The 23,332-nt window shown below is 51.5% G+C and carries 23 protein-coding genes and 1 pseudogene; 14 read left to right on the top strand and 10 right to left on the bottom strand.

Annotated elements, in window-relative coordinates; translation table 11 throughout:
- The first annotated feature begins 71 nt into the window (after positions 1–71).
- Positions 72–1,061: a 2-hydroxyacid dehydrogenase gene (locus INF86_RS05730; protein WP_022648008.1), complete on the top strand. Its 990-nt coding sequence runs from the start codon at positions 72–74 to the stop codon at positions 1,059–1,061.
- 659 nt (positions 1,062–1,720) lie between these two features.
- A complete protein-coding gene (locus tag INF86_RS05735; protein ID WP_022648007.1) occupies positions 1,721–2,557 on the top strand; it encodes an alpha/beta fold hydrolase in 837 nt (278 codons plus the stop codon).
- Between the two features lie 87 nt (positions 2,558–2,644).
- Here INF86_RS05735 and INF86_RS05740 read toward each other — a convergent pair whose 3' ends face one another.
- Entirely contained in the window at positions 2,645–2,818 is a 174-nt protein-coding gene (locus tag INF86_RS05740; protein ID WP_022648006.1) for a GnsA/GnsB family addiction module toxin, read from the bottom strand.
- 307 nt (positions 2,819–3,125) lie between these two features.
- Positions 3,126–3,404 carry a DUF1471 domain-containing protein gene (locus tag INF86_RS05745; protein ID WP_003857380.1) on the bottom strand — a complete coding sequence of 93 codons (279 nt, stop codon included), beginning with the start codon at positions 3,402–3,404 and terminating at the stop codon, positions 3,126–3,128.
- Between the two features lie 249 nt (positions 3,405–3,653).
- Here INF86_RS05745 and INF86_RS05750 point away from each other — a divergent pair, with 249 nt between their 5' ends.
- The gene (locus INF86_RS05750; RefSeq protein WP_022648005.1) at positions 3,654–4,244 is read left to right on the top strand and encodes a DUF4142 domain-containing protein; all 591 of its coding nucleotides are present in this window, start codon (positions 3,654–3,656) and stop codon (positions 4,242–4,244) included.
- A 75-nt stretch (positions 4,245–4,319) separates the two neighbouring features.
- On the opposite strand, the gene INF86_RS05755 is transcribed toward INF86_RS05750, so the two are convergent.
- Together INF86_RS05755 and INF86_RS05760 are read right to left on the bottom strand one after the other, a co-directional pair.
- Positions 4,320–6,416 carry a pyrroloquinoline quinone-dependent dehydrogenase gene (locus INF86_RS05755; RefSeq protein ID WP_161177280.1) on the bottom strand — a complete coding sequence of 699 codons (2,097 nt, stop codon included), beginning with the start codon at positions 6,414–6,416 and terminating at the stop codon, positions 4,320–4,322.
- A 10-nt stretch (positions 6,417–6,426) separates the two neighbouring features.
- On the bottom strand, positions 6,427–6,792 hold the full coding sequence (locus tag INF86_RS05760) for a hypothetical protein (protein ID WP_023300020.1): 366 nt from the start codon (positions 6,790–6,792) through the stop codon (positions 6,427–6,429).
- Between the two features lie 367 nt (positions 6,793–7,159).
- Between INF86_RS05760 and INF86_RS05765 the strand changes: the two genes are divergently transcribed.
- The 3 genes from INF86_RS05765 to INF86_RS05775 all read left to right on the top strand — a co-directional run bounded on the left by INF86_RS05765 (position 7,160) and on the right by INF86_RS05775 (position 12,746).
- On the top strand, positions 7,160–8,017 hold the full coding sequence (locus INF86_RS05765; RefSeq protein ID WP_038415997.1) for an alpha/beta fold hydrolase: 858 nt from the start codon (positions 7,160–7,162) through the stop codon (positions 8,015–8,017).
- A gap of 121 nt (positions 8,018–8,138) precedes the next feature.
- Positions 8,139–9,104, top strand: coding sequence for a magnesium and cobalt transport protein CorA (locus tag INF86_RS05770; protein ID WP_046620013.1), 966 nt, complete (start codon positions 8,139–8,141; stop codon positions 9,102–9,104).
- Positions 9,105–9,437: 333 nt separating this feature from the next.
- Positions 9,438–12,746 carry an autotransporter domain-containing protein gene (locus tag INF86_RS05775; RefSeq protein ID WP_193543314.1) on the top strand — a complete coding sequence of 1,103 codons (3,309 nt, stop codon included), beginning with the start codon at positions 9,438–9,440 and terminating at the stop codon, positions 12,744–12,746.
- A gap of 74 nt (positions 12,747–12,820) precedes the next feature.
- On the opposite strand, the gene INF86_RS05780 is transcribed toward INF86_RS05775, so the two are convergent.
- On the bottom strand, positions 12,821–13,582 hold the full coding sequence (locus INF86_RS05780) for an OBAP family protein (protein WP_023300017.1): 762 nt from the start codon (positions 13,580–13,582) through the stop codon (positions 12,821–12,823).
- Between the two features lie 117 nt (positions 13,583–13,699).
- On the opposite strand from INF86_RS05780, the pseudogene INF86_RS05785 reads away from it, so the two are divergent.
- A pseudogene (locus INF86_RS05785) lies at positions 13,700–13,804 on the top strand (ASCH domain-containing protein); the annotation flags it as partial.
- Between the two features lie 79 nt (positions 13,805–13,883).
- Here the strand turns inward: INF86_RS05785 and INF86_RS05790 are convergent.
- Both INF86_RS05790 and INF86_RS05795 read right to left on the bottom strand, forming a co-directional pair.
- On the bottom strand, positions 13,884–15,152 hold the full coding sequence (locus INF86_RS05790) for a Y-family DNA polymerase (protein WP_193543315.1): 1,269 nt from the start codon (positions 15,150–15,152) through the stop codon (positions 13,884–13,886).
- A gap of 1 nt (position 15,153) precedes the next feature.
- On the bottom strand, positions 15,154–15,573 hold the full coding sequence (locus INF86_RS05795; protein WP_022647996.1) for a translesion error-prone DNA polymerase V autoproteolytic subunit: 420 nt from the start codon (positions 15,571–15,573) through the stop codon (positions 15,154–15,156).
- Between the two features lie 326 nt (positions 15,574–15,899).
- Here INF86_RS05795 and INF86_RS05800 point away from each other — a divergent pair, with 326 nt between their 5' ends.
- The 3 genes from INF86_RS05800 (at position 15,900) to INF86_RS05810 (ending at position 17,678) form a co-directional block, all read left to right on the top strand.
- Entirely contained in the window at positions 15,900–16,139 is a 240-nt protein-coding gene (locus INF86_RS05800) for a DinI family protein (protein ID WP_006808847.1), read from the top strand.
- A 263-nt stretch (positions 16,140–16,402) separates the two neighbouring features.
- Positions 16,403–17,092 carry an SOS response-associated peptidase gene (locus INF86_RS05805; protein ID WP_193543316.1) on the top strand — a complete coding sequence of 230 codons (690 nt, stop codon included), beginning with the start codon at positions 16,403–16,405 and terminating at the stop codon, positions 17,090–17,092.
- A gap of 367 nt (positions 17,093–17,459) precedes the next feature.
- Positions 17,460–17,678 carry a cold shock domain-containing protein gene (locus INF86_RS05810; RefSeq protein WP_022647994.1) on the top strand — a complete coding sequence of 73 codons (219 nt, stop codon included), beginning with the start codon at positions 17,460–17,462 and terminating at the stop codon, positions 17,676–17,678.
- 248 nt (positions 17,679–17,926) lie between these two features.
- Here the strand turns inward: INF86_RS05810 and INF86_RS22365 are convergent, their stop codons facing one another.
- Positions 17,927–18,091 carry a YnfU family zinc-binding protein gene (locus INF86_RS22365; protein ID WP_213083702.1) on the bottom strand — a complete coding sequence of 55 codons (165 nt, stop codon included), beginning with the start codon at positions 18,089–18,091 and terminating at the stop codon, positions 17,927–17,929.
- A gap of 149 nt (positions 18,092–18,240) precedes the next feature.
- On the opposite strand from INF86_RS22365, the gene INF86_RS05815 reads away from it, so the two are divergent.
- Positions 18,241–18,468, top strand: coding sequence for a hypothetical protein (locus INF86_RS05815; RefSeq protein WP_071881491.1), 228 nt, complete (start codon positions 18,241–18,243; stop codon positions 18,466–18,468).
- A gap of 208 nt (positions 18,469–18,676) precedes the next feature.
- A complete protein-coding gene (locus tag INF86_RS22600) occupies positions 18,677–18,784 on the top strand; it encodes a YnaM/YnfT family protein (protein WP_022647993.1) in 108 nt (35 codons plus the stop codon).
- 297 nt (positions 18,785–19,081) lie between these two features.
- On the opposite strand, the gene dcp is transcribed toward INF86_RS22600, so the two are convergent.
- Positions 19,082–21,115 (bottom strand): peptidyl-dipeptidase Dcp, encoded by a 2,034-nt coding sequence (gene dcp, locus INF86_RS05820; protein WP_023300014.1) that lies wholly within the window; start codon positions 21,113–21,115, stop codon positions 19,082–19,084.
- 143 nt (positions 21,116–21,258) lie between these two features.
- Here dcp and ydfG point away from each other — a divergent pair, with 143 nt between their 5' ends.
- The gene (gene ydfG / locus INF86_RS05825) at positions 21,259–22,005 is read left to right on the top strand and encodes a bifunctional NADP-dependent 3-hydroxy acid dehydrogenase/3-hydroxypropionate dehydrogenase YdfG (protein ID WP_022647991.1); all 747 of its coding nucleotides are present in this window, start codon (positions 21,259–21,261) and stop codon (positions 22,003–22,005) included.
- 90 nt (positions 22,006–22,095) lie between these two features.
- Positions 22,096–22,782, top strand: a complete 687-nt coding sequence (locus INF86_RS05830; protein ID WP_003857403.1) for a GntR family transcriptional regulator — start codon at positions 22,096–22,098, stop codon at positions 22,780–22,782.
- Between the two features lie 35 nt (positions 22,783–22,817).
- On the opposite strand, the gene INF86_RS05835 is transcribed toward INF86_RS05830, so the two are convergent.
- Positions 22,818–23,249, bottom strand: coding sequence for a universal stress protein (locus tag INF86_RS05835; protein WP_023300013.1), 432 nt, complete (start codon positions 23,247–23,249; stop codon positions 22,818–22,820).
- Positions 23,250–23,332 lie beyond the last annotated feature (83 nt).

Below are 23,332 nucleotides of genomic sequence, written 5' to 3' on the forward strand. Positions count from 1 at the left end.
ATGAATTTTGAAAAATTGTAAGATAATTTTAAACATGCTAACGTGGTTCCAAAATCACTGGAGAAAGTCTTATGAAACTCGCGGTATATAGCACAAAGCAGTACGACAAAAAGTATCTGCAACATGTTAACGAGACGTACGGTTTCGATCTTGAATTTTTCGACTTTCTGCTGACTGAAAAGACGGCTAAAACCGCCCACGGCTGCGAAGGCGTGTGTATCTTCGTTAACGATGACGGTAGCCGACCGGTACTGGAAGAGTTGAAAAAACAGGGCGTGAAATACATTGCCCTGCGCTGCGCGGGCTTTAACAACGTCGATCTCGATGCCGCCAAAGAGCTGGGTCTGAAGGTTGTTCGCGTTCCGGCCTATTCTCCGGAAGCCGTGGCAGAACATGCCGTCGGGATGATGATGTCGCTCAACCGTCGTATTCACCGTGCCTATCAGCGTACCCGTGATGCCAATTTCTCTCTGGAAGGGCTGACTGGCTTTACCATGTACGGTAAAACCGCAGGCGTGATCGGTACCGGCAAAATTGGTGTGGCCGCCCTACGCATCCTGAAAGGATTTGGCATGCGCCTGCTGGCGTTTGATCCGTATCCAAGCGCCGCTGCGCTGGAGCTGGGCGTGGAGTATGTCGATCTGAAAACGCTCTTCTCGCAGTCTGATGTTATCTCCCTGCACTGTCCGTTGACCCCGGAAAACTATCACCTGCTTAACCAGTCGGCGTTCGACCAGATGAAAGACGGCGTGATGATCATTAATACCAGCCGCGGCGGACTGATCGACTCTCAGGCCGCTATCGAAGCGTTGAAAACGCAAAAAATCGGCGCGTTGGGTATGGACGTGTATGAGAACGAACGCGATCTGTTCTTTGAGGATAAATCTAACGACGTGATTCAGGACGACGTGTTCCGTCGCCTGTCGGCCTGCCACAACGTGTTGTTCACCGGCCACCAGGCGTTTCTGACCGCCGAAGCGCTGATCAGTATTTCGGAAACCACGCTGGGGAATTTACAGCAGCTTGAAAAGGGCGAAGCGTGCCCTAACGCGATCGTTTAAGACCGTCAGGCCGGGTGGCGGTAACCTCTGCCCGGCCAATAATAAGCCCATCAGAAAAATAAGCACAGGTTAACTATTACGATGGGTAACGTTCATCGTAAATATAACAATCAAGGATATGACTGTTCCGGTGTGACCATATCAGAATGAGGCTCTGCTGAAGGCTGCGTGATTTGCTGCACTATCGTAACCAGTTGTTCAAAAACAGCTCTCATTTGCGTCGGGTAGGTTAAAGACAACCAGGTTGCCAGCACTGCTCCAGCCAAAAAGCCCAACTTCATACACCATCCCTAATAAATTCAGCGAGATACAAGCTTTAACGTATGTGTGGTGCCGGGTGCCTCCCGGTGAGTCGTTGGTCAGCCACCTTGACCCGCTACTGATTGCCTAAGCTACACGTGCTGTTTAGCCCCTCCGCACAGGGGGATTCACCACGCGAGAAAAATAACACAGTGCCCCGGCTGGTTTAGGGGATATTTCGTTTAAAAATAAATAATGACCATACAAAATTAATCTATAACTGTTTTCAGGAACCCTTCTACACTTTAAGCGGATATATCAGTAATAAGATTAATATAAGTCAGTTTTATTACGTCCCTAAATGCTGGGCTATTTACTTAGCCTTCACACATGTTGCCATTAGCAGAGGAGTCTGAAATATGGCATTCGTAACAACGAAAGATGGTGTCAGTATTTATTACAAAGACTGGGGTCCGAAGGATGCGCAGCCGATCGTTTTCCATCACGGCTGGCCGCTGAGCGCCGATGACTGGGATAACCAGATGCTCTTTTTCCTTGCAGAAGGTTTCCGCGTCATCGCCCTCGACCGTCGTGGTCATGGTCGTTCCGATCAGGTAAGTGAAGGTCATGATATGGATCATTATGCCTCCGACGCATCAGCCGTGGTCGAAAGCCTTGATTTGCGTAATGCCGTGCACGTCGGCCACTCCACCGGCGGAGGCCAGGTCGCCAGATACGTTGCGAAGTACGGCCAGCCTCAGGGGCGGGTGGCCAAAGCGGTACTGGTCAGCGCCGTTCCTCCGCTGATGGTAAAATCAGACACGAACCCCGGCGGTACGCCCATTGAGGTGTTCGACGGCTTCCGCCAGGCGCTGGCCGCTAACCGCGCCCAGTTTTACCTCGACGTCGCCAGCGGTCCTTTCTATGGATTTAACCGAGACGGAGCAGAGGTTTCGCAGGGAACAATCCAGAACTGGTGGCGTCAGGGTATGATCGGTAGCGCCAAAGCCCACTATGATGGCATTAAGGCATTTTCAGAAACCGACCAGACGGACGATCTCAAAGCCATCACGGTTCCCGTCCTGGTGTTGCAGGGTGATGACGATCAGGTCGTCCCGTATAAAAATGCCTCCCTTCTTCAGGATAAGCTGCTCGCAAACAGCGAGCTAAAAATCTATCCAGGCTTCCCGCATGGGATGCATACCACGCATGCAGATACCATAAATGCCGATATCCTGACGTTTATTCGCTCATAAAGACGTTGATTATCCATAAAACAACCGGGCACCACGCCCGGTTCTCTTTTGCGGCAACAATTGAGCGACCATTTCAGGAAGAAACGCTTACAGGAGTTTGATTTTTACTTCATACCCCTCCAGGCCTGTCATGGCCTCACGAGCGATAAACTCAATTTCAGATACTTCCTGCCCTGTTTTTTTTCGTAATTCTGCAATTTTTTTGGCTATAAGCGCTGAAATTTCTTCCTCTGCCTTTTGCGTCATTGCGTCAACTTTCATATTTACCTCTTGCGGCCGTTTACTGTTTCCAGTATCTAACTGGTTTTAACCATAACCCTATGTAAAGCGTAGACTATCTGCGTTACGTATGCTGCCTTCACCTTGAGATGAGGGGCAGATGAGGCCATTGCATTTAAATATGCATTTAGATTGCATTATTTGAATAAGCTGTTATTGTGCCAACGCCTTAGAGCACATAAACATAAGAAAAGATTTGACTCAAACTCGCCCCGCACCAGGGGCATTTTTTTTGCTCCCTATAAGCAAAAAACCCGCCATGAGCGGGTTTCTGCGTTATTCGGAAAGATTATTTGAAGACTTCTGCTACGGCCTGGAAGTTAGGGCCATGCTCTCGAGCAGCGATGATGACATAGTATTTCCCGCCCTTCTCATCTGCCAGTTTCGAGAGTTTTTGATGAAGATCTGAAGGTGAAGAAATTTGTCCACCTGAAGCCCCTACAGATACATTGCCCAGGTATTCAAGTTTGAAGTGGTGCGCTTCATCTTTGGAAATCATATCTGCCGCAGATGCGCCAAAGCTTGCAACTGTTAAAGCCAATACACTCCCTAATAGTGCTTTTTTCATATCATTCCTCCTGTTAATAAATCTATCTATTTAACATTAGCATCAAATATGGGAATGATCCGTGCCAATGTCGTAGAGAGACTGAGCGATAAGCGTCGCCTGTTGAGCATTATTACCTGCCCTCTCTGACGCAACCTGCGATTACAGCAGGTTCATCTACTATACTGACCTGTGCAGTTAGCATTTATCTGCCCGGTTGCGCGTAAGGTAACCGAAACTTACCTGTACCATGACCATCAGGAGAACAATATGCACACGAGTAAAACCCTGAAAAGGCTGCTAGCCGTATCAGCAGTTGCAGCAATGTTCAGCACCGTTGGCGTACAAGCCCAGACGACAAGCGCCGCGCAAACTAACGCTGCGGGCCAGGCTCAACCGGACGCCAGACTCAGCTCCGGCGACGAGAAAGCGTTAAAGGACATGGCGCAGGCCAATATCAACGAAGTCGCCGCCGCCAGGCTCGCCCTGGACAAGGCCCAGACCAGTGAAGTGAAAACATTCGCCCAGAAAATGGTCGACGACCACGGCGCCGCCCTGACCAAAGTGCAGGCCGTTGCCCAGAAAAAGGGCGTAGAGCTGCCGACCGAGCCAGACGCCGCCCATAAAGCCCTGAACTCAAGGCTTGAAAACCAGCGCGGTGACGCTTTTGACAAAATGTATATGGAATATGCTGGCGTGAAGGACCACGAGAAGGTGCTGTCGAAGCTTAAGAGCGACGCCAGTAAAATCGACGATCCGGATGTGAAGGCTCTGGCCAACGAGCACACGCCAGTCGTTGAGCAGCATCTGAAGTCCGCCGAGCAGATGTCAACGCGTGCTGGCGCATCAGCCGATAAATAAGTGCGTCGGTGAAACGACTACTGCAAAATAAAGTGGGGCCCGCAGGCCCCACGCTTATTTCACCTTCCTGATGAATTATTCCGGCAACGCGTAGACAACCACCTGATCGCCTACCTGATCCTTCAGGATCGTGTTCCCGCCAGCCACGAAGGCCACATACTGCCGCCCCTTATATTCATACACGGACGGGTTCGCTACCGCTGGAGCTTCTGCCTGATCGGACCACAGCTCCTCACCGCTCTCTACCGAGTAGGCACGCACTTTGGCATCCATTGAAGCACCGATGAAGATCACGCCACCCGCCGTCACGGCCGGGCCACCAATGGTAGGCGAACCCCAGCTTTCCGGCATGAAGAAGCCATACTGCTGTGAGGCGCCAACCGGACGACGCCATTTCACATCGCCCGTGTGCATGTCTATCGCCACGATTTCACCAAACGGCGGTTGCCAGCACGGCATGCCCAGCCAGTTGCTCGCCACCAGCAGACGCATACCGTACGGGGCGCCTTCCTGTGGGGCAAAGCCGCTTTCGTTGCCGGAGTCTTTGTCCGCGTTATCGTAATCCTCACGGCTGTAGAGCTTCACGTACTGAACGATATGCGAGGTGTTGACGATGGCGATCTGTTTTTGCGGATCGAACGCCACCCCGCCCCACTGCACGCCGCCGGCGCTATCGGGATAGGTGAGCGTGCCTTCGCCTTTGGTGGTAGGCGGAGTATACATTCCCTCATAGGTCAGGTTATCCCACAGGCGAGAGCACTGGCCGCCACCGACGATATCCGCCAGCTTCCAGATTTCCGGCTTTTTCGACTGGTCGAGCAGCGGCGCAGGTTTGGTCGGGAACGGCTGTGTAGGCGAGAGAACTTCGCCCTGGACCGAACCATCACCCTGCGGAACCGGACGCTCTTCGATTGGCCATACGTCCTCCCCGGTCAGGCGGTTAACCACAAACAGGAAGCCCTGCTTGGTGGCCTGAACCAGCGCCGGGATCTGCTTGCCGTCTACGGTGATATCCATCAGCGTCGGGGCAGAGTTGATGTCGTAATCCCAGACGTCGTGGTGTACCCACTGACGGGACCAGACCACTTTACCGGTGTTGATGTCCAGCGCGGTGGTGGAGGTGCCAAGCGGAATTGCGTCGACGCGGTTGCCGCCCCAATAGTTGGGAGACGGCGATGAGACCGGGAGATAGACCAGCCCATTGGCCTCATCGGCGGACATGTGCGTCCAGACGTTGGCGGTACCGGTACGCTTGCGGATCTCTGCCGGTATCGCCTCAAAGGTCCATTCAAGCTTGCCGGTCTGGGCGTTGACAGAAAATACGGTACCCGGAGGCGCTTCGGCATAGGCCCAGTCTTTCCCGGCCCAACCCACCAGCAGATGGTTGCCGACGACGGTTGGCGGTTGCAGGACAGAGAGCGGATACTTGGCGTTAACGGTGTTCCACTGGTTCAGATCCAGCACCCCGTTGTCCGCAAAGCCGCTGCACGGTTTGCCTGAATCGGCGTCCAGCGCAAAGAGCTTGCCGTCAACGGTGCCCATATAGACCATCTTCTGGCACGCCTCTCCCTTCACCGGATTTTTGGTCTGCCAGTAGGAAACGCCGCGGTTTTTCAGCACCGGCTGGGTCAGTGCCTTGCGCGACGATTTGGTGTCATAGTGCCACTTCTCTTTACCCGTGCCCGGATCCAGCGCAATCAGGCGATCGAAAGGGGTGCCGATGTAGAGCGTGTCGTTAGCGAAAATGGGCGTTGCGGACCACACGGTCGCTGGCGTATCACCTTTACCATCCGAGACGTCGCCGGTATGGAACTCCCAGACTTTCGTTAATTTACTGACGTTATCCGCCGTGATCTGGGTAAGCGGGCTGTATTTCTGCGCGTTAAGCTGGCCGTGGAAGCTGTCCCAGGTTGGCGTGCCGGGCACCAGCGGCGTCGCTGGCTGGCTGGCCGAGGCGACTTTCTTTCCGTCACCGCTACCGGTTGAGGCATCGTCTGTGGTTTTTGTGGTTCCAGGCGCCTGCTGATCGGCCGCATCAATATTCAGTGATTCCTGGGTCCCCTGAGAGGCCTCAGCGGCTTTATCCTGCGCCTGCAGCGCGAACGGGGTGACCAGCAGCGCCAGCGCCGTCATGCTGACTTTTATGAAGGGATAATGCTTATCGTTATGCACGGGCGGCTCCTCAGGTTCTGACGGAATGGTTGTAACGGGCGGAATGGCTGCTCAGCATAATCAGACCAATCAGGCCGACCACCATGGCTGCCGTTATGATGTACTGGTGCAGCAGCGCGGCGGCAAAACCAATACCCGCCAACACCACCAGGGTGACAATAATCAGGAAAACACGCGCCCCGCGCCCCGATGCCGCACGTAACACAAAGATCAGTATCGCCAGCACCGCGCTGGCAATGGCCACGCCCAGTGCGCCAATGGTGCCTGTGACGCCGGTAAGCGGCGTCCACCAGGCGTATAGCGCCACCGCGAAGCCTATAACCGCGGCCAACAGCAGCAAAATAGTGCCGACGCGCGAAGATTGAGAATGCAACATACCAGGAATCCCCCTCTAAAAAATGCAAAATGGACCAACATTAAGGCGTTTTCGTGGATATATGTCCCTGCTGTTCGCGCGTGCAATGGCTATTAAAACAACGCGACGTGAAAAACGGCGGCATATTTCCCTAAACGTAACTGAGTATAGAAGAGGATTTTTTAAAGGGGCGTTTATCCGGCGAGTACCCTTCCTCACGTTGAGCCCATAAGGCAGTGTGTTTCGCTAAAAACGCTCGGGCGAGGTTTATTGTCTGCTTTGAGCGAGGGACAAACGCTGAGGTGTAAAAAAAATCGCCAGATGGGGTAGTAAAGGCTAGATTTAATTCAGGCATAACTGGTATGACCACATAAATAAGGCTCTATGAATGCGTTCAGTCATAATACCCGTCAATGAAGGTGGATTTCTGGCAGCCACAATTTGGGAAAGAAGCGATGCCAAAGCGATAGTGCTCCTTCATCCGGCAACGGCGGTTGTACAGGGGTTTTATAAGGGATTCGCAGAATATCTTTTTAACAGAGGATTCAACGTCCTCACATACGATTATCGCGGCACCGGCCTCTCTAAATCCGGGCTGGTCCGTACTTACCGCGTTTCTATGTCTGACTGGATCGACCAGGACGTCGGATGTATAACCGCCTGGGCTAAAGCACATTTTCCAGGGCTTAGCCTGTTGGCGGTAGGACACAGTGTGGGCGGGCATGCCGTTCTGCTTTCAACAGCCACCCACGCCCTGCAAGCTGCGGTCATTGTAGCCTCACATGCCGGGGTGACGAGCACCATCAAACGCACTACAGAAAAGGTGCGTGTCTGGTGCGTATTACGTGTTCTGGCTCCGATTCTGTGCCGTATCTTCGGTTACATGCCTGCCAGGCGCCTGGGGCTGGGTGAAGATTTACCGGCACCAGTCATGCTTCAATGGGGGCGCTGGAGCGCAATGCCTGGATATTTCTACGATGATCCACACTGGAATGCACGCCAACGGGCAAGTGAGATCACCCTACCCGTGCTGGTAATGGGATTTGATGACGATCCCTGGGCTAACCGTGAAGCTATTGCGCGGCTGATGGAGCCGGTGCAACAAGCAAAAATAGAACGCTGCGAGATACGGCACGCAGAGTTTGGTCTTTCGTCCATTGGGCATATGGGATTTTTTCGTACGCGATGTGCGGAGAAATTATGGCCCGTCGTCGGTCAATGGCTGGAGAGTCAGTGCCCGGATTGAACGACGCGTGAACATGACCTTTCTGAGTATTCAACATATTAAAACCTGCCGGCATAAAAATTTGGAAATTTAACGGAAATGGTTAAGCTTCTTAGACACATGCTTAAGGGATAGTCAGGAAATGATTGTTAACTGTATGGTCTACCGTTCAGGCCACCCCGCCGAAACCGTAGATATTGAGGATATCAGTGAAGTCATCCAGGATACCGATGCGTTTATCTGGCTGGGGCTTTGGCAGCCTGAACCTGCGTTTATGTACAAAGTCCAGGAGGAGTTCGGTCTGCACGATCTGGCCGTTGAGGATGCGCTTAATGCACATCAGCGGCCTAAAATAGAGCGTTATGGCAGCTCGGCATTTATCGTTGTAAAAACCGTCAGTGGCCAGGACGACAATATTGAGTTTGGCGAAACGCATTTGTTTGTGGGCCAAAACTTCCTTATTACGGTGCGCCATGGTGCTTCAGTGAGCTATGCACCTATACGCGCCCGTGCTGCTGAGGCCCCGGACATGCTTTCGTACGGTCCGGCTTATCCTCTTTACTGTATTCTGGATTTTATTGTTGACAGTTATGCAGAGCTGACTGCGCGCCTCAACACCAAAATTGGTGATATAGAAGCGACACTTTTTCACAGTGAATTTGACCGTGAAGCTATTCAGGACGTGTATTCCCTCCGCCGTAATCTACTCGGGCTTCGCAACGCCGCTCAGCCAGTAGAAGAAATCTGTACAGAGCTTATCCGCATTCATGAAGAACTTATTCCAAAACCCCTCAGGGCGTATTTCAGAGATATTCAGGATCACGCAAGCCATGTAGTAACGGATGTAAATGACATGCGTGAGCTGCTAAGCAGCGCGATGCACGTTAACCTGGCACTGGTTTCAGTGCAGCAAAACGAAGTCGTGAAGAAACTGGCCGGTTGGGGGGCCATCCTCGTGATCCCGACGGTAGTCTTTAGCATGTATGGTATGAACTTCGAACATATGCCGGAACTGAAGACGCTCTTTGGCTATCCGGCTACGGTCGCTGTCACGCTGGGAGCCTGTGTATTACTGTGGCTTCGGCTCAAACGCTCTCGCTGGCTTTGATTGATAAGCGATCTGATAGTTTTTGGTGTCGTGAAGTACAGTAAAGCTTCACGCTTATGTCGATTATGCCACGACACCATACCCTATCCGTTATTTCCCCTGCATATGTCGGTACATTCCTGTTCACCGGGACCCGGTTGCTCAATCCGGGATCGCCCGCTCCACCGTTTATAAAATCCTGAAAAACGAGGCTATCACAGGGCAAGGTCACTCGTTATTCTAAATTATCAAACCACATCGATAATTATTATATTTGTTTATGATTCATTGAGCTCAGATGTGAATTTATATTGACGGACGTAAACATTATTTTTTCACACAAGGATGGTTAATATGAAAAGGGTTTTTATGACGGCTGCATTAACGGGTTTATTTGTCAGTAATAATCCGTATGCAGGAGAAAGCTATCTGGTCTATAACCCACATAATATTGCGGTATTTGAAGTGCGTTTCTTTAATGTTGGCGACGGCCCCTTTATGCCGGACTGGCCGAATGCGTCTGAGTCAACCTGGGATCTTGGCCAGCAACAAAAAGAAAAAATACTCGATGCTATGCGTTACTGGGCTGAGGTTATTACCCCCAGCCCGGGGCAACTGCCTGCCATTATCAATGTGGGGACGTTTAACGACGAGAATGCCGCAGGTTCCAGCGATTCAGTTACCGACGGCATTATAAGTCTGACGCAGTTGCAAGGCGCATTGAACGGCATTGATACCGGAGAGCTGACCTTTGGTTCCCACGCCCAGTTCATCATGGGCAAACTGGATTTTGATAACGTTCCCTATGTGCCCGCGCAATTGCCGCGCACTGGAAAGGCCGATCTGGTCAGCGTCGCTGTTCATGAGCTGGCACATGGACTGGGAATATCCAATATGGTTACCGATCTGCAAGGAAGTGACACATTCACGCCTGCTTTTGATACCGTGCCTTTTGGCTCCTGGACCAGCCATCTGCGCGATGACCGTGGCAATCCTGCCCGGCCAGGGCAAGTAATATTGTGTAATGGATGCAATAACAGATGGGATCCACAAGGCTTTGATGTACGGCTTGATAAAGGCTATTTCACCGGCAGGCATGTGGATGAAGTCCTTGCAGGCGCCATGCCTGGCGTGCCGGTGAAAATGTTAGCAGACGACGGCTCGGTCGATGATAACTACATGAGCCATATCGAGCTGAAAAACAGCATGATGAGCCATCAGAACTACCGCAATTACACCACGTTTATGGAAGCGGAACTGGCGTTGCTGCAGGATATGGGATATCAGATTGACCGGCGTAACTTTTTCGGTTTTTCGCTATATGGCAACGGGCAAACGCTCGTTAACCGCAATGGCTATTTTCAGCGTAATCAGCAGGCGGATGGCTATCTGGCTGGTCAATACAATACCGCTAATCTGGGAGTTGGCCTGCATGTGTATGGCAGTAATAACCATATCTTTCAACAAGCGGACCTGTTGACGTCAGGGGCTGGCGGCGCGGGCATCCGTATAGATGGGCAAAATAACACCCTGAGCATCGATCCCGGTGTACGGATATACGCCGATGGCGTTAATGGCCGTGGGGTGATGTTTGCCTACGGTAAACAGCACAGCCTTATTCAACGTGGCGACGTTCAGGCACTGGGAGCCAGTGGCGTCGGTATCAGTTTTGATTTTGGCAATAACCTCCTGGGTAACGAGGTGGACTATCGCGGATCCTGGCTTCATATCGTGGACGGCTATTACGATGCGTTATTACCCGAGTTGCAGGGAGCGCTGGTAGACAATGCCGACATCAGCGGACGGGTTGCCGGTAAAGGCGCGGCGATATATATATCACCGAACGCGCTGGTCGGTAATATAAATATATTAATGGGTGCCCGGCTGGAGGGTGATATTTATTCGGACTACGCCCAGCGGGATGACTATGGCCAACAGCGGTTAACGCTGCTTACCTTCGGTCGGAAGGCCAATGCGTACGGGCAAGCGACGGAAGCTGCCGATGCTGATTTCAGCTTTACGTACCGCGGAAACATTGAAGGTATCAATAATCTGGCACTGGACGCGCACGGAGGGAAAACCTCGCTTAACGGCGATTTTCAGATTTACAGCATGACTATCGCGCCAGGTGCCAGCCTGTCCGGCAACGCCAGCTATACGCTTAATGAGGAAGGCCGCTTTGTAAATAACGGGATCCTTGCGCCGGGTAATTCACTTGGGCAAATCAATATATCCGGTGCTTATCAACAGGGGAATACCGGGCAGTTGTTGTTGGAAGTCGACGGGCGCGGCAGGCATGATACTCTGCGAGTGGACGGTCACGCACAATTTGACGGTCAACTGACGTTTGCGCCGCAGCCGGACTGGTACGCAACAAACTGGCGTCTGAATACGCAAGATTTGCTAAAAACGGACGCTTCCGACGGCAATTTCAGTGCGGTGAACAGCGTGCTCCGTTCACCCACGCTAACGCTGCAAACAACGCCACAGGGAAAGAATGGCTGGCAGCTCTCAATGCTGCGCGCTTCAAACGCATACAGCCGGTATGCGCAGGACGCTAATGCGCGTCAGGTAGGGCAAGCGCTGGATAAAATTGTGGCGGAAGCTAAGTCGGATATACAACCGCTGTACCGTACTCTGGATTTCTCAGCCACTGATGGCGGGAGTATCAGCAATGCCTTGCCGCAACTTTCTGCGGGCGCCTACAGCGCCATGTTCGCAAGTTCCCTGCAGCGTGAACAGCAGATAGCGCGGATCGTTGGCGGGCCAAATCCTGTGGTTATGCCGAAGCAACTGACGGAAGGCGAATGGCGCAGCTTTGCCATACCCTTTGGCGGCGGCTTCTGGCAACAGCGTCAGGGTGACAGTGTAGGGTACGACGCCAGCAGTTATGGCATTGTATTCGGTGCTGAAAAACAAAACGATGAGAATCACAACTGGATGTATGGCTTTCATGGTGCGGTCAGCGGTCAGTCGGTGACGGTGAAATCACCAGAAACCGCAACCGGGAAAACCACTGCTTTCGATCTGGGTGTTCATGCTCGTTACGGCGCTGAAAGGTCCGAAGGAATGTATTTATTCGGCACTGGCCGATTGGGTATTGAAGACAGCTGGCTGGACAGAAACATTAATGTAGAAACTTACGGAGCAAGCCACCATGCCACCTGGACCGGATTGTCAGGTTCTGTTACGGCCGGCGGAGGCTATCGATGGGCGCTGAATAATAATGTGAACGCCGGACCGGTAACGTCATTGAATTACACCACATTACATCGTCCCGGCGTGAAGGAAAGCGGCAATGACGGCAGCCGACTGATGCTGGGTTCGCAGACCTTCGATTCTCTGAGATCAAGTATCGGGGTGAATGGTAACTGGAATGTACCCCTCGCTTCAGGGGCATCGTTCGCAGCTGAGCTGCAGCTCACCTGGGATCATGAACTGCTTGATGGCAACGTAGTGCAACAAGCCTCTTTCGCCAACTATCGAAGCACAGGGTTTAGTTCCAGGAATCAGGTGACTGGTCGTGACACTCTGGGTGTTAAGGCAGGTATGAGCTATAAAATCAACGCTGATGTCGAATTGGGCATCGGGGTTGAAAGCGAAATGTTTCGTTCTGGCTATGACTCGATTGCAGGTAATCTTTCAGCCACATGGCGTTTCTGATGCCTGAGGACGAGAAAATAATAGGACTGGCCCTATCCCCGGCGTTGCCGGGGTATTCCTGAAGGCTTTTGATATCAAAAATGGCTTGTGTCTCCCTGGCCATGCTCACCTGAACCTTTAACCCGCTTAAGCTGGATCTCTTCACCACGTTGCCAGGCATCCGCTCCCTTAGCAACTGGGTGCGCCACAATATCCTTACGTTCTTCTTTGATGGCTTGCGTGCTCACGTCAAAGCGTCGATCTCTGTCCGCCAGAAGTTTAGGGTCTAACTGCCCTTCCCCGGTAAAGCCCATCATCAGTGCCGGAATGCCGAGCGGCAGCTTTTTATCGCGGTCGGTGTGCCAGGTATGCCAGGTCTTGCCGTAGGTATTCACAATTTTGCTCATCAATGCTTTGTCAGCCACTGCAGGTAAACCTGGAGCAATCAGGCTGCCGGATTTCACTTCATATTGATGGCTGTGCCACAATTTTTTTTCTTCCGGCGGCAGTGTGTTAAACAAACGCTCACTAATGATGTACTCAACGCCCATTAAACGGGCATCTTTGGTGTTACCGTCGTAGATCACCGCCTGCATCACGTCTTCATTCAACACGGTTACATAATGATGGGCTTCCATCTGGCCATTTTTATCCCCGCTATAAAAATGGAAGCCGTCAAGGTAGGCACTCATTGCATCAATGGGCGGACGGGACTGGATAAGCTGAGCACCGGCTTCAAGCGTGCTCGTCCCGACGGAGGTTTTTACACCCGGAACAGGCGTATTTGAAGGGGTATTGTTCGCGCCACAACCCACTAACGTCAGGCTCGACAATAATAAAAGCGATAATGGTTTCATTGACCCTCCCTGTAAAAGTCACTTTACTGAAAGTAGTACATTCGCGCAGACACGCCAGGAGAGTTTTTATTAAACCATCCGGCAAACTGGCGTACGTTCCGTTTAAGAACACCATTTAAATACTGGCAGAAAGAGCATCAGAGATTTTTCAGCCGCGAAGGCCATTTTTCTGAAGATATGGAGTTGATCGCAGAAGAGTTTGAAGTGGTTGAGATCCTGTAGGACAAAGTAAAGGGGCTGGCGTTTGATCAATTGCCATTTATATCAATGTCCGCTTCTGGCACAAAACAGCCATTAACATTCATCGAATTCTCAGTAAATCTGAATACCGGGTCGTATACCGCGGCGAAAGCATTTCACGCTTCATCTGCCATTGCTGCTGTATGCCCTGCCCGGCAAAATAAAGCGTACCCTTTCCATCTTTCGAGTTCAGACGATCCAGCACTTCCATCAGCTTTTCACTTCCGGCACGCGGCGCGCTATTGTCAAACAAATTGAGCTGGGCAACGCCCTGGCTGAAGAAGTCCCCGAGCATAATGCCGGCTTTCTGGTAGCGGTGGCCCTCCTTCCAGATTTTGTCGAGGCACTTTACCGCGGCGTTGATAATGTCGCGGGAGTCCTGAGTGGGTGTGAGAAGCGTCATTGAGGCACTGTTGCCGTAATAGGGTTCGTTCAGAGCGAACGGAGAGGTCTTTACGAACGCCGAGATAAAGCGGCAATACTGGTGCTCGCCACGTAACTTCTCAGCGCCACGGGCCGCATAGCTGCATATAGCCTGGCGCACCTGCTCGTATTCTGTCACGCGCTCACCGAATGACCGACTACAGACGATCTCCTGCTTTGTCGGTGCAAACTCTTCCAGATCGAGGCACGGCTCGCCGCGCAGCTCCCGGACCGTTCGCTCCAGCACTACATTGAAGTGCTTGCGGATAATCCACGTGCTCTGCTCTGAGAGATCCAGCGCCGTTTTGATACCCATCGCATTGAGCTTCTTGCTGATGCGCCTGCCCACGCCCCATACGTCCTCTACAGGCACGATAGCCAACAACCGGCGCTGGCGGTCGATATTGGATAAATCAACCACCCCACCAGTCTGCTGCTGCCATTTCTTCGCCGCGTGATTTGCCAGCTTCGCCAGCGTCTTCGTCTGGGCTATGCCAACGCCGACCCTCAGGTGCGTACGCTTCAAAACCGTTTCGCGGATCTCCTTGCCAAAATCAGTCAGGTCCCGGCAATTACGAACCCCGGTGAGATCACAAAAGGCCTCATCAATGGAATATATTTCGACGCGAGGGCTTATTTCTTCCAGCGTGGTCATTACCCGGCTGGACATGTCAGCGTAAAGTTCGTAGTTACTGCTGAAGCAAACCACGCCGGCGCGCCGGAACAGGTCTTTCTGCTTAAAGTATGGCGCCCCCATGGTAACGCCAGCGGCTTTGGCCTCTGCGCTGCGCGCTATCACGCAACCGTCGTTATTTGAGAGGACAACCACCGGTCGGCCTCTCAAATCTGGCCTGAATACCGTCTCGCATGATGCATAGAATGAATTCACATCACAGAGCGCAAACATATCAGCTGGCCGATTTAACAATAAAAGTGACCACACCAAAAACGTCCAGCGTGTCTTCACTGCCAACGATAATCGGTGAATAAGCGCTGTTCATCGGATTGAGTTGAACATTAGGCCGCAGTTGCAGGCGCTTAACGGTGAATTCCCCTTCCACCGCGGCGATGACGATATCGCCGTGCTCAGCCGTTCGGGAACTATCGACCACCAGTAAATCGCCGTCGCTTATTCCCCCTTCAATCATTGAATCACCCGCGGCTTTAACGAAATACGTCGAGCTGGGGTGGGCAACCAGAAGTTCATTAAGATCAATGCGCTGCTCCACATAATCAGCAGCCGGGCTTGGGAATCCGCACTGAACTAAATCGCTGAAAAGTGGAAGCGCGATAATCTCACGCAGTTCTGTAGGTCTGATAAATTCCATTACGCATACCTCTAACACTGTTTTTATATACAGTAGTTTTGTTTTAAAGCACGCGCAAGGCAGCTGAACCGTAGCGACTGTTTAAACCTTCACCGTTTCGTTTGTAAGTTTCTCTCTGGCTTCAAATTATGGTTTTTGTAAATTTTACGATTAAACGCTTCGACTGCTCGTTTTAAAGGCTAAATGAATAGATTGTCATCAACATAAACAAGGTGAAGAGCGGCATGGCATTTCTTTAGCCGGAATGCCGTTTGACTGTACCCATATACAGTAGTATTTTTACGTGCAGACAGAATCGCACAATTAATATTCATAGGGAAAAAATAATGTTTGTTGAACTGGTTTATGACAAGCGAAACGTACAGGGGCTGGAGGGAGCCAGGGAGATAATTCTGGCTGAACTGACAAAACGTGTGCACCGGATTTTTCCTGATGCCAGCGTGACGGTTAAGCCAATGCAGGCGAATGGCCTGAATAGCGATGCCAGCAAAAGCGACCGGGAAAAGCTGAACCGTATGCTTGAGGAAATGTTTGAAGAGTCGGACATGTGGCTGACGCAAGAGTAACAAGGTTAACAAATACCAGCCCACCGGGGAAAAACCGGGCGCAATGCCCGGTTCTGTTTTCAGCCAGTAATGCCTTTAATCACTCACCCGCGGTTCTCCAGCATCGGTTCATTTCTCGGATCGTGCCCGCAAGATAAAAACGCCTCCCGGAATTTCTGCCCATTTTCTCGCGTTATCTTGTACAAGATACAGCTTTTGCATGTCGATCAAGTCTTCTTATCCCTGCCCTATACTTTGAGTATGACATCCGACTGGAGGTTTCTATGTGTGGACGCTTTGCACAAGCCCAAACCCGTGAAGAATACCTGGCCTACCTTGCCGACGAAGGCGATCGCGACATCGCGTATGACCCGGCCCCCATTGGCCGGTACAACGTCGCGCCCGGTACCAAAGTCCTGCTGCTGAGCGAACGCGACGAACTACTGCACCTCGATCCGGTGTTCTGGGGCTACGCACCTGGATGGTGGGACAAAGCACCACTGATTAACGCACGTGTAGAAACCGCGGCCACCAGCAGAATGTTTAAACCTCTGTGGCAACATGGCCGGGCGATCTGTTTTGCCGATGGATGGTTCGAATGGAAGAAGTCAGGTGACAAGAAACAACCCTACTTCATCCACCGGGCCGACGGTCAGCCAATCTTTATGGCGGCGATCGGAAGCACAACGTTTGAGCGCGGCGATGAAGCCGAGGGATTTCTGATTGTGACGTCTGCGGCTGATAAAGGCCTCGTCGACATTCATGACCGCAGGCCATTAGTTTTGTCACCAGAAGCGGCACGCGAGTGGATGCGACAGCATGTTGGCGGGAAAGAAGCTGAAGAGATAGCTTCAGATGGTGCAGTGCCCACCGATAAGTTCGTCTGGCATGCGGTAACGCGTACAGTAGGAAATGTAAAAAACCAGGGGAGGGATTTGATAGAGCAAATAGAAATCAAATCTGATCTTAGTTAGACCTGCACTTTTTAGATGGGATAATAAAACCCTTCCCTCTATTGAAGTCAAAACCTTTGACAACTCCTGTCATTTTACGAGACAAATTATTTCCTTGCTATAAATCAAATTTGACGACACAGGAAAAATTTGGATTGGCTAATCTAATCTGTATGGCCTCCCAGATGGCTAAAATAAGATTTGCTTAAAAGATCTACACGTGCCTTAATGATGTGGTTGGTTCGATGCAATGTGAATCTGACTTTTCCAAAGTAGTCCTCATAACCAGGTGCTATCTCTGATATCCCCTCCTCTTGAGTCCATACGTATGCCATCATGCGTTTCTTTTCATGAACTTGTAACTTTTAAGTGTTCAAGTGGAGTTTTTATGTCATCAAAAATGATAGGTCTTGTTAAGTGGTTTAACGATGATAAGGGCTTTGGCTTCATCTCCCCACTCGATGGAAGTAAAGATATCCTTGTTCACTCTTCTTCTCTACAGGGAGAGACATTCAAAACTCTTTTTGAAGGCCAAAAAGTTAAATTTGCTGTCATTGCCGGTACCAAAGGTCCGACAGCTGCAAATGTTACGCTTTGCGATAAATAACCCCCCTCAATGACCGCTTAAGCTTCTGTGAATTAAATAATCAGAAGCGTCATTTATCGTTTGCGAATATCATTACAACAGGCCAGCATATTTACAGCACCGTCAAATTTGCTGACCGATGTGATGAAATGCAGGACTGCTGCATGAATAGTCTCAAAGCAGAAACTAACTGCTTATAAAATATTAAAGTGCGTAAGAGGTTAGGCAGCCTCCAAAAGCATCACTTCTTAGTTATTATATGAGATTTTTTAGTAATGTTGAGGGGATTTGAACAACGCGTTGCAGTAAGGGCAAACCAGTTGAGCTCCCTTTTGTACACGATTGTAACTATGCTCCGAGTCTCTTGTGCAGTTTGGACAAGGGCATTTGACTAAATAATTTCGGCGGAATTGCGTGTTTTTACGTGCAGACATAAGCTTCTCCAGTACAAATGGACTGCTACAGTACACGTTAAGGCAGAATATTGCTTGTTTTAATTTCGAAAGAGGTAACTAAACGTCAATAAATCAACCCCTTTCGAACAACCCCGGGCCATAAAACCCCCTGAAATACATGGTGATACATGAAAAAAGTAATTATTTTCTTTAATGGTAAACCAGGTAAAGTAATCACCGTACTTAAGGGCGTGACATCAATACGCGAACAATACCCTAATGGAGAAGGGATAAACCTTCCGATAATGTCAGCCGGTTTTCCCTCTTTAACAGGTGACCATGAAGTTATCTATGTTGCATCAGATCGAGAGCTTACATCTCAGGAAATATTAGATGCAGCCAGGAAGTATCTATAAGCTTCAATATCTTCTACCAACACTGCAGATAACCTTTAGTAACAAGCATTATTAAAACAATTAGGAATTATCAGTATTGCCTACCTGGCGTAGGCTTTTTTTTCATTTAGCAGACGATACATTCCTGTCTAATGTCATATATTTTTTAGGACTCGGAACATTTTTTGATTCAAACAGTCTAAAAGATATACTCACAAAGGGGGCCTTTATGACAACGCTTATCATCTCTACTATCGTGGCAATGGTACTGGCATTGATGATTTTAAGTCTGATCAAGATCGGGATCAGCGTATCGAACAATCCTGATGAACTGTAATGTATTCAAGTTTCCATAACCTCTTTATTTACTGGGCAGCCTATTCACCTTTCCTCGCAGGCAGCGCCACTCCAGCCCCGGGTACGTGCCACAATTAATTCCCTCTCCATTGGCGCAGCAGGAAGCTGCCCAGTCGTTCGCCCTGATATATAGGGTCAGCCATAAGAAAGTTATCCTGCAAATTTCGCAGAATTTAAGGATTCATTTTGGGGAGGAATTTGGAGGAGTTTCGGGGAAGAAAAAATCGAACAAAAAACCGGGCATCGCGCCCGGTTCTGTTTCCACACTAAAAAGCCCTTAAACACTCAATCCACGATTCTCCAGCATCGGTTCGATCCTCGGATCGTGCCCGCGCCAGTTCCGGTAAAGTTCAGCTAAATCAGTGCTGTTGCCGCGCGACAAAATCGCCTCGCGGAATGTCTGTCCGTTTTCGCGCGTCAAACCACCCTGCTCGACAAACCACTGGTAGCCATCGTCCGCCAGCATCTGCGTCCAGAGATAGGCGTAATAGCCCGCCGCGTAGCCGCCGCCGAAGATATGGGCAAAATAGCTGCTGCGATAGCGCGGCGGTACGGCTGGAAGATCCAGCCCTTCTTTTTTCAACGCGGCGGCTTCAAAGGCTTCCACGTCTTCAATGGGCTCATGAATGCCGTGCCAGTTCATATCCAGCAGCGCGGCGCTCAGCAGTTCCGTCATGTCATAACCCTTATTAAACTGGGTCGCATTGAGCATTTTTTCCCGCAGCGCATCCGGCATCGGCTCGCCGGTTTGATAATGGCGGGCAAAGTGCGCAAACACCTGCGGATGGCTGGCCCAGTGTTCATTGATCTGCGACGGGAATTCAACGAAATCACGTGGCGTGTTGGTGCCTGAAAGCGTGGCATAGCGCTGGCTGGCAAACAGGCCATGTAGCGTATGGCCAAACTCGTGGAACAGGGTAATCACATCATCCCAGGAGATCAGCGCGGTCTGCCCGTTCGCTGGTTTTTGATAGTTGCAGACGTTATAAATCACCGGACGCGCGGCAAACTCGTAAGACTGCTCAACAAAATTCCCCATCCACGCCCCGCCCGCTTTGGAATCACGCGCGAAAAAGTCGCCGTAGAACAACGCCATGCCTTCACCCGTGTGGTCGAAAATCTCCCACACGCGAACGTCCGGGTGATAAACCGGAATATCGAAACGCTCGACAAAGCGGATACCGAACAACTGCGTGGCGGTCCAGAATACGCCATCTTCCAGCACGGTATTGAGCGCGAAATAGGGTTTGATCTGCGACTCATCCAGCGCGTATTTCGCTGAACGCACGCGTTCGGCATAAAACGCCCAGTCCCAGGCCTGTACCGTAAAACCGCCCTGCTCGTCGTCAATGACCTTCTGAATATCCGCCTGCTCCAGCGCGGCCCTGCTGCGCGCCGCAGGAACTATCCCGCGCATGAATTCGAGCGCGGCATCCGGCGTTTTCGCCATTTGATCGGCAATGCTCCAGCTGGCATAGTTGTCAAAGCCGAGCAGCTGCGCCTGTCTTGCCCGCAACGCGGTAAGCCGACGGATCAGGTCGCGCGTATCGTTTTCGTCGCCTTTTTGAGTGCGTTCCCAGCCCGCGCTAAACAGCTTTTTACGGGTCTCGCGCAAAGACAGCGCCGCCAGCGCGGGCTGTTGCGTGGTATTCAGAAGCGGGATCAGCCAGCGATCCGTCAGCCCTTTTTCTGCGGCAGCATGAGCCGCGGCAGCAATCTCCTCCGCACTGAGTCCGTCAAGCTGGTGAACATCATCCACCACCAGCCCTCCCGCCTTGTTCGCAGCCAGCAGGCGCTGGTTGAACTGGCTGGTCAGGGTGGCGGCTTCGGTATTCAGGGCTTTCAGCTCGGCTTTTTCATCGGCGTTCAGACGCGCGCCCGCAAGAACAAAGTGCTGATACGTCTCCTCCGTCAGTCGGCGGGATTCGGCATCCAGCGTGTCGCGATCCTGCCAGACGGCTTCCACGCGGGCGAAAAGCGTATCGTTTAGCCAGATATCGTTCGCCAGCCCGGCCAGTTCGGTGGAGAACTGCTCGTCCAGTGCCTGAAGATAATCGTTGGTGTGTGCGGACGTCATGGCGAAGAACACGCTGCTGACGCGCGACAGCATGGCCCCGCTCTTTTCCAGCGCCAGCACGGTGTTGTTGAAGTCCGGCACGGCGCTCTGCGCGATAATCGCGTCAATATCTGCACGCTTGAGGCGCATTGCTTCATCAAACGCCGGGCGATAGTGGCTGTCTTCTATCACATCAAAACGCGGAGCCTGATAAGGCAGCAGGCTAACGTCAAAGAAAGGGTTGTTGACCGACATCGTTTACTCCTGAGCACGGTATTTCTCACCAGAGTAGGCCAGCCTGCTCCGGCCTGCAATGGCGTCATACAAATGTTGCCTTAACGATGTGCCCGAGTGCGTGCTATGGTAGTACAACACAAAAAGCGTTGAGGAACAGTGAGATGATTATATTAGTTACCGGGGCGACAGCAGGTTTTGGTGAAAGCATCACGCGTCGCTTCGTCGCCAACGGACATAAGGTGATTGCAACGGGTCGTCGTCAGGAGCGTCTCCAGGAGCTGAAAGACGAGCTGGGCGACAGCATCCTGACCGCACAGCTGGACGTGCGCAACCGCGCCGCCATTGAAGAGATGATTGCTAACCTGCCTGCCGAATGGCGTGAAATCGACGTGCTGGTCAATAACGCTGGCCTGGCGCTGGGCATGGAGCCTGCCCACAAAGCCAGCGTGGAAGACTGGGAGAACATGATCGACACCAACAACAAAGGCCTGGTGTACATGACCCGCGCCGTGCTGCCGGGTATGGTTGAACGTAACCGTGGTCATATCATTAATATCGGTTCCACCGCAGGCAGCTGGCCTTACGCGGGCGGCAACGTCTATGGCGCAACCAAGGCCTTTGTACGCCAGTTCAGCCTGAACCTGCGCACCGACCTGCACGGTACCGCGATCCGCGTGACCGATGTTGAGCCGGGTCTGGTCGGTGGAACGGAATTCTCCAACGTGCGTTTCAAAGGCGATGACGCGAAAGCGGATAAAACCTATGAAAATGCGAATGCGCTGACGCCGGAAGATATCACCGAAACCGTCTGGTGGGTCGCGACGCTGCCGAAGCATGTCAACATCAACACGGTTGAGATGATGCCCGTCAGCCAGACCTATGCCGGACTCAGCGTGCATCGCGGGTAATTCACCCTTCCCGGCCTGCGGGCCGGGTATGTGATGACGGTTAAAAGAATGGTAGTATGTTCAGGTTAACTCTCTGAGAAATCACAACCCATGGCCGCTGAATCGCAACTTAATCCTACCCAGCCCGTTAATCAGCAAATTTATCGCATCTTACGCCGTGATATTGTTCGCTGCCTGATCCCACCGGGAACGCCACTCTCAGAAAAAGAGGTTTCGGTACGTTTTGACGTTTCCCGTCAGCCCGTGCGCGAGGCGTTTATTAAGCTTGCGGAAAACGGCCTTATCCAGATCCGCCCTCAGCGCGGAAGCTATGTCAATAAAATTTCGCTTTCGCAGGTACGCAATGGCTGTTTTGTTCGCCAGGCTATCGAGTGCGCCGTGGTGCGTCGCGCCGCGTCGCTCATCAACGATAACCAGTGTTACCTGCTGGAGCAAAACCTGCATCAGCAACGAATCGCCATCGACCGCAAACAGCTAAACGACTTTTTCCAGCTGGACGACGAGTTCCACCAGAAACTGGCGCAGATCGCCGAGTGCCAGCTCGCGTGGGATACCGTCGAAAACATCAAAGCTACCATCGACCGCGTGCGCTACATGAGCCTCGACCATGTTTCTCCGCCAGAGATGTTGCTGCGCCAGCATCACGATATTTTCAGCGCACTGGAAAAACGCGACGTGGAAGCCGTAGATAAAGCGATGACGCTTCACCTCCAGGAAATTAGCGAGTCAGTTCAGTTAATTCGTCAGGAAAACCGCGAGTGGTTCAGCGAAGAATAAAACCTCGCCGCCCCCTTTCGGTTGCGGCGAAGTGATTAGCGGACCACTAACACCGGAATAGTGGCGTAGCGCAGGATAGTTTCAGCATTCGAGCCCAGCAGATGTGTTGTCATGCTCGGGTTTCTTGATCCAATAACAATAACGTCATATTTCCCCTCTTTGCTGAGCTGGATGATTTCATCGCGTACGTTGCCGAAACGTACTTCACAATCAATATTTTCTGGGGACATATCAAAGAGCCGTTTCAGTGCCTTCATCTTCTTATCCGACTCGGCGGTCATATACTCTTCGAACTTCTTAATATCGGCATTGAACCCCCGCAGTAACGAACGGCTGCTGTTAGGGAGAATATTGACCAGGGTGATCGTTGCGCCTTCCGATTTCGCGAGGTTGACCGCGTGGCGTACCGCTTTATCGCTTAGATCCATTTCAAACACGTCAACAGGCATCAAAATTTTCTTATACATAAGCCTGACTCCTTTTCCGATGAAGGGTTATTTTCTGCCTCCAGAATGGCATTGTGGATATAAACAAAGCCTAAACAATTGCG

The sequence above is a fragment of the Enterobacter cloacae complex sp. I1M genome, from assembly GCF_014982425.1.
GTDB classification, from domain to species: Bacteria; Pseudomonadota; Gammaproteobacteria; order Enterobacterales; family Enterobacteriaceae; genus Enterobacter; species Enterobacter intestinihominis.

Excerpts from the sequence above, each read along its gene's own strand:
- INF86_RS05730 (WP_022648008.1), top strand. The coding sequence starts at position 72 with ATGAAACTCGCGGTATATAGCACAAAGCAGTACGACAAAAAGTATCTG.
- INF86_RS05735 (WP_022648007.1), top strand. The coding sequence starts at position 1,721 with ATGGCATTCGTAACAACGAAAGATGGTGTCAGTATTTATTACAAAGAC.
- INF86_RS05740 (WP_022648006.1), bottom strand. The coding sequence starts at position 2,818 with ATGAAAGTTGACGCAATGACGCAAAAGGCAGAGGAAGAAATTTCAGCG.
- INF86_RS05745 (WP_003857380.1), bottom strand. The coding sequence starts at position 3,404 with ATGAAAAAAGCACTATTAGGGAGTGTATTGGCTTTAACAGTTGCAAGC.
- INF86_RS05750 (WP_022648005.1), top strand. The coding sequence starts at position 3,654 with ATGCACACGAGTAAAACCCTGAAAAGGCTGCTAGCCGTATCAGCAGTT.
- INF86_RS05760 (WP_023300020.1), bottom strand. The coding sequence starts at position 6,792 with ATGTTGCATTCTCAATCTTCGCGCGTCGGCACTATTTTGCTGCTGTTG.
- INF86_RS05765 (WP_038415997.1), top strand. The coding sequence starts at position 7,160 with ATGCGTTCAGTCATAATACCCGTCAATGAAGGTGGATTTCTGGCAGCC.
- INF86_RS05770 (WP_046620013.1), top strand. The coding sequence starts at position 8,139 with ATGATTGTTAACTGTATGGTCTACCGTTCAGGCCACCCCGCCGAAACC.
- INF86_RS05775 (WP_193543314.1), top strand. The coding sequence starts at position 9,438 with ATGAAAAGGGTTTTTATGACGGCTGCATTAACGGGTTTATTTGTCAGT.
- INF86_RS05780 (WP_023300017.1), bottom strand. The coding sequence starts at position 13,582 with ATGAAACCATTATCGCTTTTATTATTGTCGAGCCTGACGTTAGTGGGT.
- INF86_RS05790 (WP_193543315.1), bottom strand. The coding sequence starts at position 15,152 with ATGTTTGCGCTCTGTGATGTGAATTCATTCTATGCATCATGCGAGACG.
- INF86_RS05795 (WP_022647996.1), bottom strand. The coding sequence starts at position 15,573 with ATGGAATTTATCAGACCTACAGAACTGCGTGAGATTATCGCGCTTCCA.
- INF86_RS05800 (WP_006808847.1), top strand. The coding sequence starts at position 15,900 with ATGTTTGTTGAACTGGTTTATGACAAGCGAAACGTACAGGGGCTGGAG.
- INF86_RS05805 (WP_193543316.1), top strand. The coding sequence starts at position 16,403 with ATGTGTGGACGCTTTGCACAAGCCCAAACCCGTGAAGAATACCTGGCC.
- INF86_RS05810 (WP_022647994.1), top strand. The coding sequence starts at position 17,460 with ATGTCATCAAAAATGATAGGTCTTGTTAAGTGGTTTAACGATGATAAG.
- INF86_RS22365 (WP_213083702.1), bottom strand. The coding sequence starts at position 18,091 with ATGTCTGCACGTAAAAACACGCAATTCCGCCGAAATTATTTAGTCAAA.
- INF86_RS05815 (WP_071881491.1), top strand. The coding sequence starts at position 18,241 with ATGAAAAAAGTAATTATTTTCTTTAATGGTAAACCAGGTAAAGTAATC.
- INF86_RS22600 (WP_022647993.1), top strand. The coding sequence starts at position 18,677 with ATGACAACGCTTATCATCTCTACTATCGTGGCAATGGTACTGGCATTG.
- dcp (WP_023300014.1), bottom strand. The coding sequence starts at position 21,115 with ATGTCGGTCAACAACCCTTTCTTTGACGTTAGCCTGCTGCCTTATCAG.
- ydfG (WP_022647991.1), top strand. The coding sequence starts at position 21,259 with ATGATTATATTAGTTACCGGGGCGACAGCAGGTTTTGGTGAAAGCATC.
- INF86_RS05830 (WP_003857403.1), top strand. The coding sequence starts at position 22,096 with ATGGCCGCTGAATCGCAACTTAATCCTACCCAGCCCGTTAATCAGCAA.
- INF86_RS05835 (WP_023300013.1), bottom strand. The coding sequence starts at position 23,249 with ATGTATAAGAAAATTTTGATGCCTGTTGACGTGTTTGAAATGGATCTA.